The 17167-nt window shown below is 52.2% G+C and carries 12 protein-coding genes and 3 rRNA genes; 6 read left to right on the forward strand and 9 right to left on the reverse strand.

The annotated features are described in order from the left end of the window. Window positions 1-37 precede the first annotated feature (37 nt). The gene (locus tag KUO20_RS09930) at window positions 38-1267 is read right to left on the reverse strand and encodes an ABC transporter substrate-binding protein (protein WP_235039723.1); all 1230 of its coding nucleotides are present in this window, start codon (window positions 1265-1267) and stop codon (window positions 38-40) included. A 224-nt stretch (window positions 1268-1491) separates the two neighbouring features. Between KUO20_RS09930 and KUO20_RS09935 the strand changes: the two genes are divergently transcribed. Together KUO20_RS09935 and KUO20_RS09940 are read left to right on the forward strand one after the other, a co-directional pair. Continuing rightward, complete coding sequence (locus tag KUO20_RS09935) at window positions 1492-2352, forward strand: TatD family hydrolase (protein WP_235039724.1); 861 nt, start codon at window positions 1492-1494, stop codon at window positions 2350-2352. A gap of 4 nt (window positions 2353-2356) precedes the next feature. Next, window positions 2357-2836 (forward strand): hypothetical protein, encoded by a 480-nt coding sequence (locus KUO20_RS09940; RefSeq protein WP_235039725.1) that lies wholly within the window; start codon window positions 2357-2359, stop codon window positions 2834-2836. Here KUO20_RS09940 and KUO20_RS09945 read toward each other — a convergent pair. Continuing rightward, the gene (locus KUO20_RS09945) at window positions 2833-3417 is read right to left on the reverse strand and encodes an elongation factor P hydroxylase (protein ID WP_235039726.1); all 585 of its coding nucleotides are present in this window, start codon (window positions 3415-3417) and stop codon (window positions 2833-2835) included. The genes KUO20_RS09940 and KUO20_RS09945 overlap by 4 nt on opposite strands. A gap of 138 nt (window positions 3418-3555) precedes the next feature. On the opposite strand from KUO20_RS09945, the gene KUO20_RS09950 reads away from it, so the two are divergent. The 3 genes from KUO20_RS09950 (at window position 3556) to KUO20_RS09960 (ending at window position 6800) form a co-directional block, all read left to right on the forward strand. Further along, entirely contained in the window at window positions 3556-4974 is a 1419-nt protein-coding gene (locus KUO20_RS09950) for an MATE family efflux transporter (RefSeq protein WP_235039727.1), read from the forward strand. Between the two features lie 2 nt (window positions 4975-4976). Beyond that, window positions 4977-5984 (forward strand): DUF3080 family protein, encoded by a 1008-nt coding sequence (locus tag KUO20_RS09955; RefSeq protein WP_235039728.1) that lies wholly within the window; start codon window positions 4977-4979, stop codon window positions 5982-5984. A 120-nt stretch (window positions 5985-6104) separates the two neighbouring features. Next, window positions 6105-6800 (forward strand): hypothetical protein, encoded by a 696-nt coding sequence (locus KUO20_RS09960; protein WP_235039729.1) that lies wholly within the window; start codon window positions 6105-6107, stop codon window positions 6798-6800. An 80-nt stretch (window positions 6801-6880) separates the two neighbouring features. Here the strand turns inward: KUO20_RS09960 and tusA are convergent, their stop codons facing one another. Next, the gene (gene tusA, locus KUO20_RS09965) at window positions 6881-7135 is read right to left on the reverse strand and encodes a sulfurtransferase TusA (RefSeq protein WP_235039730.1); all 255 of its coding nucleotides are present in this window, start codon (window positions 7133-7135) and stop codon (window positions 6881-6883) included. A gap of 29 nt (window positions 7136-7164) precedes the next feature. Between tusA and KUO20_RS09970 the strand changes: the two genes are divergently transcribed. Continuing rightward, complete coding sequence (locus tag KUO20_RS09970) at window positions 7165-7452, forward strand: antibiotic biosynthesis monooxygenase family protein (protein WP_235039731.1); 288 nt, start codon at window positions 7165-7167, stop codon at window positions 7450-7452. A 19-nt stretch (window positions 7453-7471) separates the two neighbouring features. Here KUO20_RS09970 and rlmM read toward each other — a convergent pair whose 3' ends face one another. The 6 genes from rlmM to KUO20_RS10000 form a co-directional block, all read right to left on the reverse strand. Then, window positions 7472-8539 (reverse strand): 23S rRNA (cytidine(2498)-2'-O)-methyltransferase RlmM, encoded by a 1068-nt coding sequence (gene rlmM, locus KUO20_RS09975; RefSeq protein WP_235039732.1) that lies wholly within the window; start codon window positions 8537-8539, stop codon window positions 7472-7474. Window positions 8540-8752: 213 nt separating this feature from the next. Next, a 5S ribosomal RNA gene (gene rrf / locus KUO20_RS09980) occupies window positions 8753-8868 on the reverse strand. Window positions 8869-9034: 166 nt separating this feature from the next. After that, a 23S ribosomal RNA gene (locus KUO20_RS09985) occupies window positions 9035-11924 on the reverse strand. Window positions 11925-12239: 315 nt separating this feature from the next. After that, window positions 12240-13774, reverse strand: a 16S ribosomal RNA gene (locus tag KUO20_RS09990). Together the 16S, 23S and 5S rRNA genes form the textbook arrangement of a ribosomal RNA operon. A gap of 573 nt (window positions 13775-14347) precedes the next feature. After that, window positions 14348-16153 carry an acyl-CoA dehydrogenase C-terminal domain-containing protein gene (locus KUO20_RS09995; protein ID WP_235039733.1) on the reverse strand — a complete coding sequence of 602 codons (1806 nt, stop codon included), beginning with the start codon at window positions 16151-16153 and terminating at the stop codon, window positions 14348-14350. 227 nt (window positions 16154-16380) lie between these two features. Then, complete coding sequence (locus tag KUO20_RS10000) at window positions 16381-17148, reverse strand: SDR family NAD(P)-dependent oxidoreductase (RefSeq protein ID WP_235039734.1); 768 nt, start codon at window positions 17146-17148, stop codon at window positions 16381-16383. Window positions 17149-17167: the final 19 nt, after the last annotated feature.

The raw sequence follows: 17167 nt of genomic DNA on the forward strand, positions 1-17167 counted from the left end.
TAAATCCTCAAGTGGGTTGCCGTGAATGAACAACGCTTTAGCTCGTGACTAGCGGGCAAACACTTTCTGAAAGCGGCCGGAAGGCTTCTTCTGCAGGAATGGTACGAATGATATGGAAAAGATCATCCTCATCCTGCGACTCTTCAGGCGTCTTAACTTCGACTAGATACATGTCATGCACCATGCGGCCATCCTCACGGATGTAGCCATTGGTAGCAAAGATGTCGTTGATGGGCGTATCAGCCATTTGCTGACGCACGGTTTGTGTATCGTCCGTGCCCGTTGCTGCGATGGCCTCAAGATAATGGCGAGTGCTGGAGTAAAGCCCTGCATGAACCATCGTTGGCATACTGCCCGTGCGTTCGCGAAAGCGTTCAGCCCAGGCGCGGGTCTCGTCGTTTAAATCGTAATACCACGCTTTGGTAAACTGTAAGCCCTGTGCATTCTCTAGCCCAATACTGCGCACATCGGTACTAAACAGCACCATTCCGGCTAAAATCTGCCCTGCCTGGGTAATGCCAAACTCGCCAGCCGTTTGCACGGCGTTAATTGTGTCGCCCCCGGCGTTGTTTAAGGCAATAACATCCGCACCCGAGGCCTGAGCCTGGAGCATAAAAGAAGAGAAATCACTATTGGGGAACGAGTGACGAGCGCTGCCCACAATGGTGCCGCCATTTTCTGTGACGACTCTTGTAACATCAGCCTCTAGCGCATGGCCAAACGAGTAATCGGCACTCAGCAGGTACCAGTTTTTATGGCCCTCGTCGGTAATGGCTTTTGCAGTGCCATTGGACATCGCCCATGTGTCGTAAACCCAATGAATATGATTAGGCGAGCAGTGTTCATTAGTAATAGCTGACGACACGGCACCATTGACCAGCCCAAGCTTGTCGGCTTCTTCTAATAGGCCTACCGCAGCCAGGGTGACAGATGATGCCACTAGCCCGGTGACCATATCGACATTACGTTCGTCGATCCACTCACGCACTACGCTTGAGCCAACGTCTGGGCTATTGCGATCATCGGCACTAAATACCACGACATTGGCGCCGTTAACGCTTCCGCCGATATCTTCAATCGCCATCATGATGGCATCTTCGCCTAGCGGGCCAATAGGGTCGCGGTAAACGCCGGACATATCGGCTAAATAGCCGATTCGTATTTCATTATCAGAAATACCTTCAGCAGCAATAGAGTGGGAAGCACTGCTGGCCAGTACAATAGCGCTGGCAAGCGTGGAGACTGCAAAGCGGTGAAATATTGGCATCGTTATTAGACTCTCTATTGTTGTTATTAAATCAATGGCCGCGGAATTGCCGGTAATACCCTTAGCTCATCCTAGCCGTAAATACCCCGTTGCTGTTTACCTAACAAGCCAATTTTTTTGCAATTCGTGCCATTCGCGCGCTGTGATCGCTCTCAATACAGCATTAGTCGATGTACGCGCATACCGTTACAATGGGTGTTTTCGATCTGGCTAAGGAGCAACGTTTGGCTACTGCTGACACTGATGCGTTTTTACCCGAAGCACTGCAGTTTCGCCCTAGCGCTCCTTTAATAGATATTGGCGCCAACTTAACTCACGAAAGTTTTGGCCGTGACCTGGAGGCGGTTATCCAGCGTGCGCAGGCGGCACAGGTAAGTACAATGATCGTGACCGGCACTGACCTCGCTCATGCCGAACAGGCCATTGCACTCGCTAAACAACATCCTGGCTTATACGCCACGGCAGGCGTACATCCCCATGATGCCAGCCACTGGAATGACGATCTTTCGCGCTCTATGGCGGCGCTACATGCCATGCCAGAAGTGGTCGCAGTGGGTGAATGCGGGCTGGATTTCAATCGCAAATTTTCGACGCCTCAGCAGCAGGAACGTGCCTTTGAAGCTCAGCTGGCACTCGCCGTTGAAAGCGGTTTACCGCTCTTTTTACATGAGCGGGATGCGGGTCAGCGAATGCGCGAAATATTGCATGCATGGCGAGACGATATCAGCCAGGCGGTAGTGCACTGCTTTACGGCGGATCGCGATACGCTTTTTGGCTATCTCGACCTAGACTTGCATATAGGTTTAACCGGCTGGATCTGCGATGAGCGACGTGGACACCATCTACGCTCACTGGTTAGCGATATACCGCTGACGCGGTTAATGGTAGAAACTGACTGCCCTTACTTGCTGCCACGCAATCTGCCAGCGAAATTAAAAGGCCGTCGACATGAGCCCGCGCTGCTGCCTTGGATAGTGCGCGAGATTGCCCAGTGGTACGGCATCAGCGAAACAGCGTTAGGCACAGCCACGACCCAAATCGCACAGCGGTTTTTCCGCCTTCCTACGACGCCCTTAGAGGAGTAATAGCGTGTCTGATTATCCAGGATTTATTGCCATTGAAACGGGTGAAGATGATGGTCTACCGCTAGCCATCGCCTGGTCACTACCCGATGGTCGTGTAAAACAAACGTTGATTCAGCCGGATGATAGCTGGATTAAAGAAGACACTAATGCCTTGGGCGCCTATAGCATGGAAGAGCTGGAAAGCCTCGGCGTAAGCCCGCTTGAGGTGATTCGCGAGCTTGAAACCGATCACTTTTCCGCCACGCTATATACCAGTGACAACGGAGAGGAGGAAGCGGCGCTTGCGCGTCTATTCGACACCTATGGGCTAGACCCTTTTGTTGAGCTTGCCCCCGCCTCGGTGCTTTATCCATCGATCACTCCCAGCGAATGGCATCGCCAACGCCGCGAAACCTTTAGCGAACTGGGTCTGGAGCCGATGCGACCAGAACATGAGCTTGAGGTCATGCTGTCGATGCATCAGCGCCTAACCGACGACGATTAAACGCTGGCCGCCACGTCCAATTGATCTAACACAGCCCGCCCTTCGGCGATGGCGGCCGCTAGCGCTTTCTGGTTAGAGTAAAAGCAGTTAATAGCCACCAGAAAAGCGTTAGCGCGTATAGGCAGCCCTTCTTTCAAGTAGCTTTGCGCGCGAGACGCAACGCGCGCCATAAATGCGCCTCGATCCACTTCAACATCGCCGCCTAGATTATCGACGCTGATATTAAACGGGCGACCACAGGCATGCGTAAATATTGATTCAAGCGCCTGTGGCGCAATTTCAGCTTGCTCAAATAATGCCTGCTGCTCGGCATCACGGCCATCAGGACAGTACCAGTAGCCGTAATCTTCTTGCAGGCGCCGCTGCGAGCCGGCAATACACCAATGGCTGATTTCATGCAGCGCACTGGCAAAATAGCCTCGCGCAAAAATCACCTGGTTATAAGGTGTTTCATTATTCGCGGGGCGATAAAGAGGCTCATCATCGCCTCGAATCAGGCGTGTTTGATAACGCTGGCCAAAAACACCGTCAAATAGCGCGGTAATATCTTCAAGGGTCCAGCGCTCCTCGGCGTGACTCACATTGACCTCATTTGTCGTTTAATTTCCTGCATTATACCCGCCTGATGAACGCCAACTAAATACTAGGCGGCAAGGCTTAGTGATCCCTGCTAATCTATCGCATTTTTATAGCTTAACTCGCCAACCAGGAGCCAACCATTGGGCGATTTCACTCGACACGTTAAATCAGTGTACTGGCCGGAAACACGCGCCTTGATCTTTTTGGCACTGCCTATTTGTGGTGCTCAGCTGGCTCAGGCGGGTATGAGCGTTGTCGATGTCATGATGACGGGACGACATAATGCCACGTCGCTCGCGGCCGTCTCGGTTGGCTCCAGCCTGTGGATGCCGCTAATGCTATTTATGACCGGCACCTTGATGGGATTGACGCCGATTGTGGCTCACTTACTCGGTGGCCAGCGACAAACGGCCATTCGTCCGGCAGTCCACCAGGGGCTTTGGGTCGCCCTGCTGCTAGGTATCGTCGCGGCGTTGCTGCTTTGGTCAGCCGTGATGCCCATATTTGAATTAATGGACGTGCCGCCCGCTGTGGCGCGCGAATCTGCCGCCTATCTCTCTGCCGTGGCGTTTGGCATGCCTGGAATTGCGCTCTTTCAGGCGCTGAGGGCATTCTCAGATGGTATGAATCACTCTCGCCCGGCACTGTGGATTAGCCTGGTGGGTTTGAGCGTCAATATTCCCGCCAACTATGTGCTGATTTACGGCGGCGATGGCTTAGTCGAGCTATTCGGCACCTGGATTCCTGGCACCTTGCAGCAAATACCTGCGCTAGGCGCCTTTGGCTGCGGTATAGCCACGGCGTTCTCAATGTGGACGATGGCGCTGGCAATGGCCTATTACACGCGTCATGGGCGTACCTATAAAAGCGTGGCTATCTGGCAAGGGCTAACGCTCCCACAGTGGGCAGGCATTCGGGAACTAATCGTCGTAGGTGTCCCCATCGGAGTGGCTATTTTTGTTGAGGTGACGCTATTCACATTTATTGCGCTATTCATTGCAAGCTTTGGTGAAGTGACCGTGGGCGCCCATCAAATAGCGCTGAGTTTCACTACTATTTTGTTTATGCTGCCTATGTCGCTGAGCATGGCATTGACCGTACGCGTTGGAAACACGCTCGGCCAGCAGCGCTGGGCGCTCGCCCGAAAAGTTGCCTGGAACGGGGTTATCATTAGTGTGATCATCGCGGTCATTAACAGCACACTTCTCTGGTTCACGGCGGTACCGGTGATATCACTTTATACGTCGAATAGTGAGATACAGGCGCTGGCGCTATCTATCATTGCATTGGCGGCTATCTTTCAATTGTCCGACTCGCTGCAGGTTACGCTGGCGGGTGCTTTAAGAGGCTACAAGGATACGCGTATCGTTATGGTAATCACGGTGCTCTCTTATTGGATTGTCGGCTTAGGCGGCGGTCATTGGCTAGGATCTCAAGGAATTGGTGATATGGTCCCGCCGCTTGGGGTTCACGGTTACTGGATCGGCCTAATTGCTGGCTTAAGCACTGCTGCCCTATTGCTCGGCTGGCGGTTACAGCACATCAGCACTCAGGAGTAATCATGGCTCGATGGGCGCATGCTTGTCTTACGCTCGCGCTAAGCGCCCTACTGGCTGGCTGTGGCGACAGTCCCGCTGAGCAGCAGTGGCAGGCCTATCACCAGCAGCTTGCCGCTGATCTTGCACGGGCAGGTATAGACAGGGCAGATATAGACAGGACAGCTCCGGCCAATATTGGCGCGTTTCCTGATCGCAAAGATCGGCTCATCGATATTCCTGAAACGCGTGACAGCATACTCAACGTTTACGCTTTGCGTGAATGCCAAATCACCTCGCTAATCGCTGCACGTAATAATCAGCTTGGCCGGGTGGCGCCCCCTAGCCAGCAGTGGCTATATGAACGAACGCTATGGCAGCGGCTAAGTATCTGCTCCAATAGCGACGTTGCCGACCAGCTAAGCCTTGAAGATCAAGAGCGACTGCAGCAACTAACCGCAATAAAAACGTCGCAGCTATCTGCCGTTAGCTGGAACGCTATCTTTGACTCCAGCGAGTGGATAAAAAGCTTTTCGCGCTCAAGCCAGCCGTTAGCCAATGTCGATAAAACGGTTATCGCAGGCCATCTTAAGGCTATCGATTACTTGCAGCAAATGACCGATCACCAGTTTGATCTCGACTGGCAGCAAAGCTCATCAGCCCTTGAAAACCATCTTAAAACGCTACAAGAACGACCACTGACGGCTGAAATTTTGCGGGCGTTGCTACTCGCTACTCAGCGCTTAACCGAAGCCAATACGTTATTAACTCAGCAAAGCGATGAGCCCGTGCACTGTTTAACCCTTTGGAATCCTCAGCCACTGGAGGACTTAGCTAACACGGCGCATGAGTGGCTTACAGCGATCAATCGGCTAATCGATGCGCAGCAGGTCGACAAACCGGAGGCAATCCAACGTTATCAAGTACGCTGGCTTTCGCTGCAAGATCTGAGCGCTCCGTGGCAACAGTTTCAGCAGGTAAGCAGTGAACATATAGCGTTAAGAGCACGTTTCTCTGCTTGCACTACCAATTAAATTGCCCGAACCCTTACCCTTATGAGCAACTTGTGCTATTGGTGAATAGAAGAGGTGAAGAATGCGGCAAGCTAGCCTGCTTCGCCACTGTCATGACCACGCAGCATAAGGAGGGACACAATGGGCGCATCCCTGTCACCCCGCTCTGCCCAGGTCATCGACCTGGAAACCGTGCGCCAACGTCAGCAGGCGCAAAAGTGCTTAGTCCGTTTAGCACCTGAGCTAGATGGCATTGAGATGGTGTATAAGCTCGCTGCGAATCCTGACACCTATTACGGCATGCCGATTTTAGCCTGGGGGTTAAGAGAAGACGGCAACATTATCGGCCTAGTACCGTGGATGGAAACCTTAGCCGCCTGCCAAGATCTCAACAATGAAGAAAATGGCTACTTTGTTGGCTACCGTGATCCTGAAACGGAAGAGATTTTCGATGCCCCACCCGATCATAAGTTTCATGAGCTAATGGCGGCAGCGGAATACTTCGATTATGAGTCTTCAGGCGACGTCACCCTTATTCAGCAAATCCCGGATACACTAGGCACACACGCTTTGTGTATGAACCACCCAAACTCGCCCTGGCATATGAAGCCCGTATACGGCTGGCGCCTTTACAGTGACGGCAGTCTTGACGCGCTGCTAGCCGACGAGCAAAAAGCGGTAATGACGCCCATTCTACTAGGCGACAAGTGCCTATATAGCGCACAGGATCGCCACCAGACCGTTTATTTTTTTCAACGCCATATTGCTAACCGCATATTGGAAGAAGATCCAGCGACGCTGGATGCTCTCGCCATGATGGTCGTGGCAAGCGATTGATAGAGACGCCGCACATTGTCACTAATAGCGAGGCCAGTCGACCTGTGCCTCGCAACTTTCAATGATCAGTAAAATGAGAACTATGCCAAGCGTATAAAATACAGGTAGCGGCTCTCAGTTGAGACGTCTTGCTCAAGCAGTTCATGGCCCAGAAACTGACAGAATTTAGGCACATCACGCGTTGTCGCTGGGTCTGTAGCCACCACTTTAAGAACCTGGCCCGACGCCATATCGCGTACTTTATTATGCATCAACATAATCGGCTCCGGGCAATATAGCCCAGAGGTGTCTAACAACTCATCATAGCTGGGCAAGTTACCCGTTTTAGTAGCCATTGATATCCTCGATGCAGGAAGCAAAGCGTATGATTAAAATTATCATCGAACGGCGCATTATGCCCGGCCTAGAAGAAGAGTATGAGCAAGCGGCACGGGAGGCCATGCGCGTCTCTTTAGGCGTAAGGGGCTTTGTCGGTGGCGAAACCCTAGTAGAGCTTGGCCATACCGATCGCCGTTTAATGATTACTAAGTGGCGCGACATTCGTGCTTGGAAAGAGTGGCACTCAAGCGATGCGCGTACAATGGCTATGCAGCGTATTTTGCCGCTACTAACCGAAGATGAAACTATCCGTATTTACGAGCCTGGCTATTAAACTTAAAAGACCGCTGGCACTAGCTTCTTAGCCTTACATGCACAGTGACTTCTTCGCGATCATGGTAAAGATGACGACACGTTACCTTAGCACTGACACCCGCTTTTTCCAGCGACTCTTCCAACGTCGTTAAACAGCGCGTTACTTCATCCCAGCGCTTTTTCATAGGTAGCTTGAGGTTAAAGATTGCCTCTTTACACCACTTACGAATTAGCCAGCGCTCAACCATCGCCAGCACGCGTACAGGCTTATCGACAATATCACACACCAACCAGTCTAAACGCTGCGGTGGCTCCCAGGTAAAACCATCTTCTTTAAGATGATCAATCTGCCCTGTCCCCATAAGCTGAGGATCCATTGGGCCATTATCAATCGCATACACGTACATGCCGCGCTGCACCAGCTGCCAAGTCCATCCACCAGGTGCAGCGCCTAAATCAGCGGCCTGCATATGCGGCGCAAGACGCGTCTCCCACTCTTCGCGAGGAATAAATTCGTGCCATGCCTCTTCTAACTTCAACGTTGAGCGACTAGGCGCACGCGAAGGAAAACGCAGCCGACGAATACCGTTAACAAGCTCACTACGGTTACCCGGAAAGCTCATTGCCAGCTGCGCTTTATCACCATCGGTCCAAAAAATATGCAGCCGCCTAGCACCCGCACTTCGCCTTAACGCACCACGCTTTTTTAGCAAGCTTTCCAACGGCTTTTTAAGCGCCTTGATGAGCCCTGCCAGTGCTTTACCGTCGTTAGTGTCCGGCGTCTCATGCCAAATTTCTTCGAAGTTCCAGCCACTGGCTTTGACCTGCTCCAATATAGCGGTAAGCCGATCATCGCGTGATAGGCTCAGCGCAGGCAGTGCCGCCAGGCTCTGGCGGGCGAAAATCAGTGATTTAAAGGCAGCTTGACGGTGCAAATCATTCACCGGCTCGCCATCGATACGCGTTAGGCTTACCCACCCTTCTCCGTAAGATGCCTCACAGGGAACATCGAGCCGTTCTGCGTGATGTTGCAACTCGGCCAGCGCATCATTCTCAAACCCAGGACGACAGTAAACTAGCCACGAAGTGGGTACTATCTCACTCACCCTTTCACCTCAAACTTAGCATATAGACATGGCGGATTATTTCGAGTCTAAGCGATAACCCTTAGCGGCTGCATCATAGCATTTATGGCAGCGAGGCGGTCGGCAATACGCGCAGCTGTATTGTTAACGTTTTCTCACAAATTAAAAACAGATCAAAAAAAGAGCAAAAAAAATCCCCCGGGGCATAAGCCCTGGGGGATTTTTCATATAAGTGCCTGACGATGACCTACTCTCGCATGGGGAGACCCCACACTACCATCGGCGCTAAGCGGTTTCACTTCTGAGTTCGACAAGGGATCAGGTGGTTCACGCGTGCTATGGTCGTCAGGCGTAACTGGCTGTATATCATGCTGTTTGTGACTGCTTCATTTTTTTTCGTGCCGCCTGCCTGTCTCATTTTTATGAGTGAGCTTAGCCACACGCTGCGTATCCGGCTTTTTTGATGCACTTAACATCATTACGTTATCACTGTGAGCCAGACCCCTTGGGTGTTATAGGATCAAGCCTCACGGGCCATTAGTACACGTTAGCTCAACGCCTTGCAGCGCTTCCACACCGTGCCTATCAACCAGCTGGTCTCGCTGGGCCCTTCAGGAGGCTCTAGGCCTCAGGGATGTCTCATCTTGAAGGGGGCTTCCCGCTTAGATGCTTTCAGCGGTTATCCCGTCCGACCATAGCTACCCGGCAATGCCACTGGCGTGACAACCGGAACACCAGAGGGTCGTCCACTCCGGTCCTCTCGTACTAGGAGCAGCCCTTCTCAAACATCCAACGCCCACGGCAGATAGGGACCGAACTGTCTCACGACGTTCTAAACCCAGCTCGCGTACCACTTTAAATGGCGAACAGCCATACCCTTGGGACCGACTTCAGCCCCAGGATGTGATGAGCCGACATCGAGGTGCCAAACACCGCCGTCGATGTGAACTCTTGGGCGGTATCAGCCTGTTATCCCCGGAGTACCTTTTATCCGTTGAGCGATGGCCCTTCCATACAGAACCACCGGATCACTAGAACCTGCTTTCGCACCTGCTCGACGTGTCTGTCTCGCAGTCAAGCACCCTTATGCTCTTGCACTCAATGCACGATGTCCGACCGTGCTGAGGGTACCTTCGTGCTCCTCCGTTACTCTTTAGGAGGAGACCGCCCCAGTCAAACTACCCACCACACACTGTCCTCGATCCGGATAACGGATCTGAGTGAGAACGCCAATGATGCCAGGCTGGTATTTCAAGGTTGGCTCCCTTCGAACTGGCGTCCGAAGTTCAAAGCCTCCCAGCTATCCTACACAGGCAACATCAGCGTCCAGTGTGAAGCTATAGTAAAGGTTCACGGGGTCTTTCCGTCTAGCCGCGGGTACACCGCATCTTCACGGCGATTTCAATTTCACTGAGTCTCGGGTGGAGACAGCGTGGCCATCATTACGCCATTCGTGCAGGTCGGAACTTACCCGACAAGGAATTTCGCTACCTTAGGACCGTTATAGTTACGGCCGCCGTTTACCGGGGCTTCAATCAAGAGCTTCGCCTTGCGGCTAACACCATCATTTAACCTTCCGGCACCGGGCAGGCGTCACACCCTATACGTCCTCTTACGAGTTAGCAGAGTGCTGTGTTTTTAATAAACAGTTGCAGCCACCTGGTATCTTCGACCGGTTCGGGCTAGGAGAGCAAGTCTCTTCACCCTACGCCGGCGTGCCTTCTCCCGAAGTTACGGCACCATTTTGCCTAGTTCCTTCACCCGAGTTCTCTCAAGCGCCTTGGGATTCTCACCCTGACCACCTGTGTCGGTTTGGGGTACGGTCGCACATGATCTGAAGCTTAGAGGCTTTTCCTGGAAGCGTGGCATCAGTGACTTCCTGACCGTGGTCAGTTCATCTCGTGTCTCGGCTTTAAGATCCCGGATTTTCCTAAGATCTCGGCCTACTCACTTTCACCAGGACTACCAACGCCTGGCTCACCTAGCCTTCTTCGTCCCCCCATCGCAACCATGTCCGGTACGGGAATATTAGCCCGTTTTCCATCGACTACGCCTTTCGGCCTCGCCTTAGGGGCCGACTCACTCTGCTCTGATTAGCATCGAACAGAAAACCTTGGTCTTCCGGCGAGGGAGTTTTTCACTCCCTTTATCGTTACTCATGTCAGCATTCGCACTCGTGATACCTCCAGCAGACTTCTCAATCCACCTTCATTGGCTTACACGACGCTCCTCTACCGCTCATTCCGAAGAATGAACCCGTAGCTTCGGTACCTGGTTTAGCCCCGTTACATCTTCCGCGCAGGCCGACTCGACTAGTGAGCTATTACGCTTTCTTTAAAGGATGGCTGCTTCTAAGCCAACCTCCTAGCTGTCTAAGCCTTCCCACATCGTTTCCCACTTAACCAGGATTTCGGGACCTTAGCTGACGGTCTGGGTTGTTTCCCTTTTCACGACGGACGTTAGCACCCGCCGTGTGTCTCCCACGCTGTACTCACCGGTATTCGGAGTTTGCCTCGGGTTGGTAAGTCGGGATGACCCCCTAGCCGAAACAGTGCTCTACCCCCGGCGGTAATACGTGAGGCGCTACCTAAATAGCTTTCGAGGAGAACCAGCTATCTCCGAGCTTGATTAGCCTTTCACTCCGATCCACAAGTCATCCAAATCTTTTTCAACAGATCCTGGTTCGGGCCTCCAGTTGATGTTACTCAACCTTCACCCTGCTCATGGATAGATCGCTCGGTTTCGGGTCTATATCCAGCGACTGTGTCGCCCAGTTAAGACTCGGTTTCCCTACGGCTCCCCTATACGGTTAACCTCGCCACTGAATATAAGTCGCTGACCCATTATACAAAAGGTACGCAGTCACAGAACAAGTCTGCTCCTACTGCTTGTACGCACACGGTTTCAGGATCTATTTCACTCCCCTATCCGGGGTTCTTTTCGCCTTTCCCTCACGGTACTGGTTCACTATCGGTCAGTCAGGAGTATTTAGCCTTGGAGGATGGTCCCCCCGTCTTCAGTCAAGGTTTCTCGTGCCCCGACCTACTCGATTTCACATGATCAGATTTTCGACTACAGGGCTATCACCTGCTACGGCCAGACTTCCCAATCTGTTCGTCTAATCAGTCACATGCTTAAGGGCTGGTCCCCGTTCGCTCGCCGCTACTAGGGGAATCTCGGTTGATTTCTTTTCCTCAGGGTACTTAGATGTTTCAGTTCCCCTGGTTCGCCTCTTACACCTATGTATTCAGTGTAAGATACTGACCTTATGGTCAGTGGGTTTCCCCATTCAGAAATGTCCGGGTCACAGGTTGTTGCCACCTCACCGAACCTTATCGCAGGCTACCACGTCTTTCATCGCCTCTGACTGCCTAGGCATCCACCGTGTGCGCTTCATTGCTTGACCCTATAACCCGAAGGAGTCTGGTATCTCGCAATGATAACGTTCATTTGCCGGATACGTATAAAACGTATCACAATTTAAGAACTCACCTTGCGGTGTGTTCTTGTCAGCATGATATACATTGTTAAAGAGCGACTGCTATAAGCAGTGATAAGTGTTCTTTCACATTAAAAGAAGAAGAAAAGAAGAGACCTTTAAAACGTCAAAGGCTATTTTTTCTTTTTAATGTAAAAAAGACAGAGACACTTATCACTGCGTATCAACAGCATTTTGATCAGGTAATTCATTGTGGACGCTTACTGACTGTGACGCATCGTTTAAGGAGGTGATCCAGCCGCAGGTTCCCCTACGGCTACCTTGTTACGACTTCACCCCAGTCATGAACCACACCGTGGTGATCGCCCTCTTGCGTTAGGCTAACCACTTCTGGTGCAGTCCACTCCCATGGTGTGACGGGCGGTGTGTACAAGGCCCGGGAACGTATTCACCGTGACATTCTGATTCACGATTACTAGCGATTCCGACTTCACGGAGTCGAGTTGCAGACTCCGATCCGGACTGAGACCGGCTTTAAGGGATTCGCTGACTCTCGCGAGCTCGCAGCCCTTTGTACCGGCCATTGTAGCACGTGTGTAGCCCTACCCGTAAGGGCCATGATGACTTGACGTCGTCCCCACCTTCCTCCGGTTTGTCACCGGCAGTCTCCTTAGAGTTCCCGACATTACTCGCTGGCAAATAAGGACAAGGGTTGCGCTCGTTACGGGACTTAACCCAACATTTCACAACACGAGCTGACGACAGCCATGCAGCACCTGTCTTATAGTTCCCGAAGGCACAATCGCATCTCTGCAATCTTCTATAGATGTCAAGGGTAGGTAAGGTTCTTCGCGTTGCATCGAATTAAACCACATGCTCCACCGCTTGTGCGGGCCCCCGTCAATTCATTTGAGTTTTAACCTTGCGGCCGTACTCCCCAGGCGGTCGACTTATCGCGTTAACTTCGCCACAAAGTGCTCTAGGCACCCAACGGCTGGTCGACATCGTTTACGGCGTGGACTACCAGGGTATCTAATCCTGTTTGCTACCCACGCTTTCGCACCTCAGTGTCAGTATCAGTCCAGAAGGCCGCCTTCGCCACTGGTATTCCTCCCGATCTCTACGCATTTCACCGCTACACCGGGAATTCTACCTTCCTCTCCTGTACTCTAGCCTCACAGTTCCGGATGCCGTTCCCAGGTTGAGCCCGGGGCTTTCACAACCGGCTTATAAAGCCACCTACGCGCGCTTTACGCCCAGTAATTCCGATTAACGCTTGCACCCTCCGTATTACCGCGGCTGCTGGCACGGAGTTAGCCGGTGCTTCTTCTGCGAGTGATGTCTTTCCTAATGGGTATTAACCACTAGGCGTTCTTCCTCGCTGAAAGTGCTTTACAACCCTAAGGCCTTCTTCACACACGCGGCATGGCTGGATCAGGGTTGCCCCCATTGTCCAATATTCCCCACTGCTGCCTCCCGTAGGAGTTCGGGCCGTGTCTCAGTCCCGATGTGGCTGATCATCCTCTCAGACCAGCTACGGATCGTTGCCTTGGTAGGCCTTTACCCTACCAACTAGCTAATCCGACATAGGCTCATCCAATAGCGGGAGCCAAAGCCCCCTTTCTCCCGTAGGACGTATGCGGTATTAGCCTGGGTTTCCCCAGGTTATCCCCCACTATCGGGCAGATTCCTATGCATTACTCACCCGTCCGCCGCTCGTCACCCAAGAAGCAAGCTTCTCTGTGCTACCGCTCGACTTGCATGTGTTAGGCCTGCCGCCAGCGTTCAATCTGAGCCATGATCAAACTCTTCAGTTTACAATCATTGTGATCCTTACTTGTCATCCGAGGACAACAAAAGCGGAATCAAACTTGGCTCAAGGTTCAAACGAATTCATTCAAAACGGATTAAAAAGGCAATGCCTTTAAAATCTTATTGCTTGAGTCGCTTGCCTTGATATTGGGTGATTTGCCACCAACATCAGCAAGCGCCCACATGAATTACCTGATCAAATTGTTAAAGAGCGTTTCGCTGTGGCTATCGTGTTGTGATAGCGGGCCAACCGTTGAACTGTTTGGCCTCAGCGAGGAAGGCGTATTCTACGCACTTCCGAGCGTTTGTCAATCTGCAATTTTCGCGGCCAATTTGACGACCCAACAAAAACGCTAACCTACTGACAAACCGAAGTTTTTCAACTTCATTCACCGCTGGTAACGCTTGGCGTCCCCGGCAGCGGATGCGTACCTTACGGCTTCACAGATAAGATTGCAAGAAAAAAAAGCACAGAGTAAAAAACGACAGAAAATCTCCCCTCTGCCGCAAACCACGATCAGGACAATGCCATTAGAAAACACTCATCAGCGCTTGCTTTATCGCGCCAGTATTAACGGTTAAATTTCAAAACCTAGCCCAAAGTCTTCACTAGAGATGGCCATCAGGCTCACGGCACCCGCACTTATCATTTGTGCGTGCGCACGAGTGCGCGGCAGCAGCCGCTGATAGTAGAAGCGCGCGGTGTTTACTTTCGCGGTATAAAACGCCTTTTCAGGCCCGTCCAAGGAACTCAACGCCTGCTTGGCCGCACGGGCAAATAGATACGCCAAGGTGACGTAACCAGAGTACATAAGATAGTCAACACTAGCCGCCCCGACCTCTTCACGATCCTGCATTGCCTTCATACCCACACCCATGGTCAGCTCACCCCATTCTGCATTTAGCTTGGCAAGCGGCTCGATGAATTCTTTAAGGTCGGGATTATCGGCCTCGGCTTTGCAAAACCTATGGATCTCTTTGGTGAATACTTTCAGCGATTCGCCTTGGCTCATAAGCACTTTACGGCCCAATAGATCAAGCGCCTGAATACCGGTAGTGCCTTCATATAGTCGTGTGATGCGTGCATCACGCACTAGCTGCTCCATCCCCCACTCTTTGATAAAGCCATGGCCGCCATAAATCTGTACACCCTCATTCGTGCTTTCAAAACCCACTTCGGTCAGAAAAGCTTTAACGATCGGCGTTAGCAGTCCAAGTAGAGTTTCAGCACGATCGTGCTCTTCCCCCGGCCGGCCCTTCTCAACAGTATCGAGCATTTGTGCTGCGTACAGCACCAGCATGCGCCCACCTTCCGCAAACGCTTTTTGCGTTAACAGCATACGGCGCACGTCCGGGTGAACGATAATCGGATCAGCTGGCTTGTCAGGCGCCTGCTTACCCGACAAACCACGCATTTGTAGTCGATCGCGAGCGTAGCTCAGTGAATTCTGGAAACTCGCTTCAATTAAACCAAGTCCTTGAATACCTACGCCGAGACGCGCAGCGTTCATCATGGTGAACATGCACGCCAGCCCTTTGTTGGGCGCCCCTACCAGGTAGCCTGTTGCGCCATCGAAGTTCATCACGCAAGTGGCATTACCATGGATGCCCATTTTGTGTTCGAGCGAACCACAGGTGACGCCATTACGCTCACCGACACTACCTTCAGCATTCGGTAAAAACTTAGGCACTACAAATAGTGAAATACCTTTAGAGCCTTCGGGCGCATCAGGCAGTTTTGCCAGCACCAAGTGAACAATATTTTCGGCTAAATCATGCTCACCCGCAGAGATGAAGATTTTAGTACCGGTAATTGCATACGCATCACCATCAGCAGGCACCGCGCGTGTCTTGATCAACCCCAAATCGGTACCGCAATGCGACTCGGTTAGGCACATGGTACCCGTCCAAACACCTTCAACCAACTTGGTGAGATACGTCGCCTTCTGCTCTTGCGTGCCATGATGGCGTAGCGCATCAGCAGCGCCATGAGAAAGTCCGGGATACATCCCCCATGCGAGGTTAGTCGCACAGATCATTTCCGAAAGTAGCATCGCCAGCGAAGGCGGCAGCCCCTGACCACCGTGCTCAGGGTCTGCGGCAAGGCTCGGCCAACCACCCTCGACGTATTGCTGATAGGCCTCTTTAAACCCATCGGGCGCTTTGACTTCGCCCCCTTCTAATAGGCAGCCCTCTGCATCACCACTTTGATTAATCGGTAGCAGCACCTCGCGGGCAAACCGAGCTCCCTCTTCCAAAATAGCGCTGATCACATCAGGCGATGTGTCATCGCAACTTGGAAGCTGTGCGTAGTGAGCGGGGTAATCAAGCATCTCGTCCATCACGAAACGCATATCACGAATAGGGGCCTGGTAGCTGGGCATCGTATTTCTCCTGAAAAGGGGGTTGAGAGCAGATACGCAGCTAGCGCAACGCTTTCAAACACATGTTTGAAAGTTAGCGCGTGCACTCTACAGAGTCAAGCAAGCGTTTTAATGTAGTCTTAAAACTCATTACAACGTTGGTCGCCAACTCAACAAGCTATTGCCTCTAAAAACAAAAACTCGCCAGTGATTAGCTGACGAGTTGACATGATTTGCTGGAAAAAACGTTACTGCATGCGAATGCCGCCATCCAAGCGAATCAATTCACCGTTAAGCATAGCGTTAGTAATGATTTGCTCCGCTAATTGAGCAAACTCATCCGGCCTGCCCAACCGCTTAGGGAATGGCACCGCAGCGGCTAGCGCCTGAGCGGCGTCATCAGGGATCTCACTCATCATCGGGGTTTCAAATACGCCAGGGGCAATTGCCATGACGCGAATAGCATGCCTTGAAAGCTCACGTGCGGCGGGAAGGCTCATTCCCACAACGCCCGCCTTAGAGGCACTATAGGCACACTGGCCCACCTGCCCATCGAAGGCCGCAATGGACGCAGTATTAATAATCACTCCCCGCTCACCGCTTTCATTAGGCGTATTTTTTGCCATCGCAGCGGCGGCAAGGCGCATAACGTTGAACGTACCCACCAGATTTATACTGATCGTTTTCTTATAGCTGTCTAGATCCGCTGGAATACCGTCTCGATCAACCAGCTTTGCCACGCTAACCACACCCGCACAATGAACCACGCCTGACAGCCCGCGCTCACCGCCTAGCGCAACGGCTGCATCCACCGCTTGCTGCATCTGTTCAGCAGAGGTGATATCAGCAAGGACAGCCTGCGCGCTTGCCCCCAGCTGCAGGGCATGTGCATTAACGCTGTCGCTTAAGTCGCACAGAACAACCCTGGCACCCGCGGCGACCAAGCGCTCAGCCGTTGCCGCTCCCAGCCCTGAGGCGGCGCCGGTAATCAAAAACGTACTGTCCTTAACCTGCATAACCGTATTCCCTATGTGG

Source organism: Vreelandella profundi (assembly GCF_019722725.1).
Lineage (GTDB): Bacteria > Pseudomonadota > Gammaproteobacteria > Pseudomonadales > Halomonadaceae > Vreelandella > Vreelandella profundi.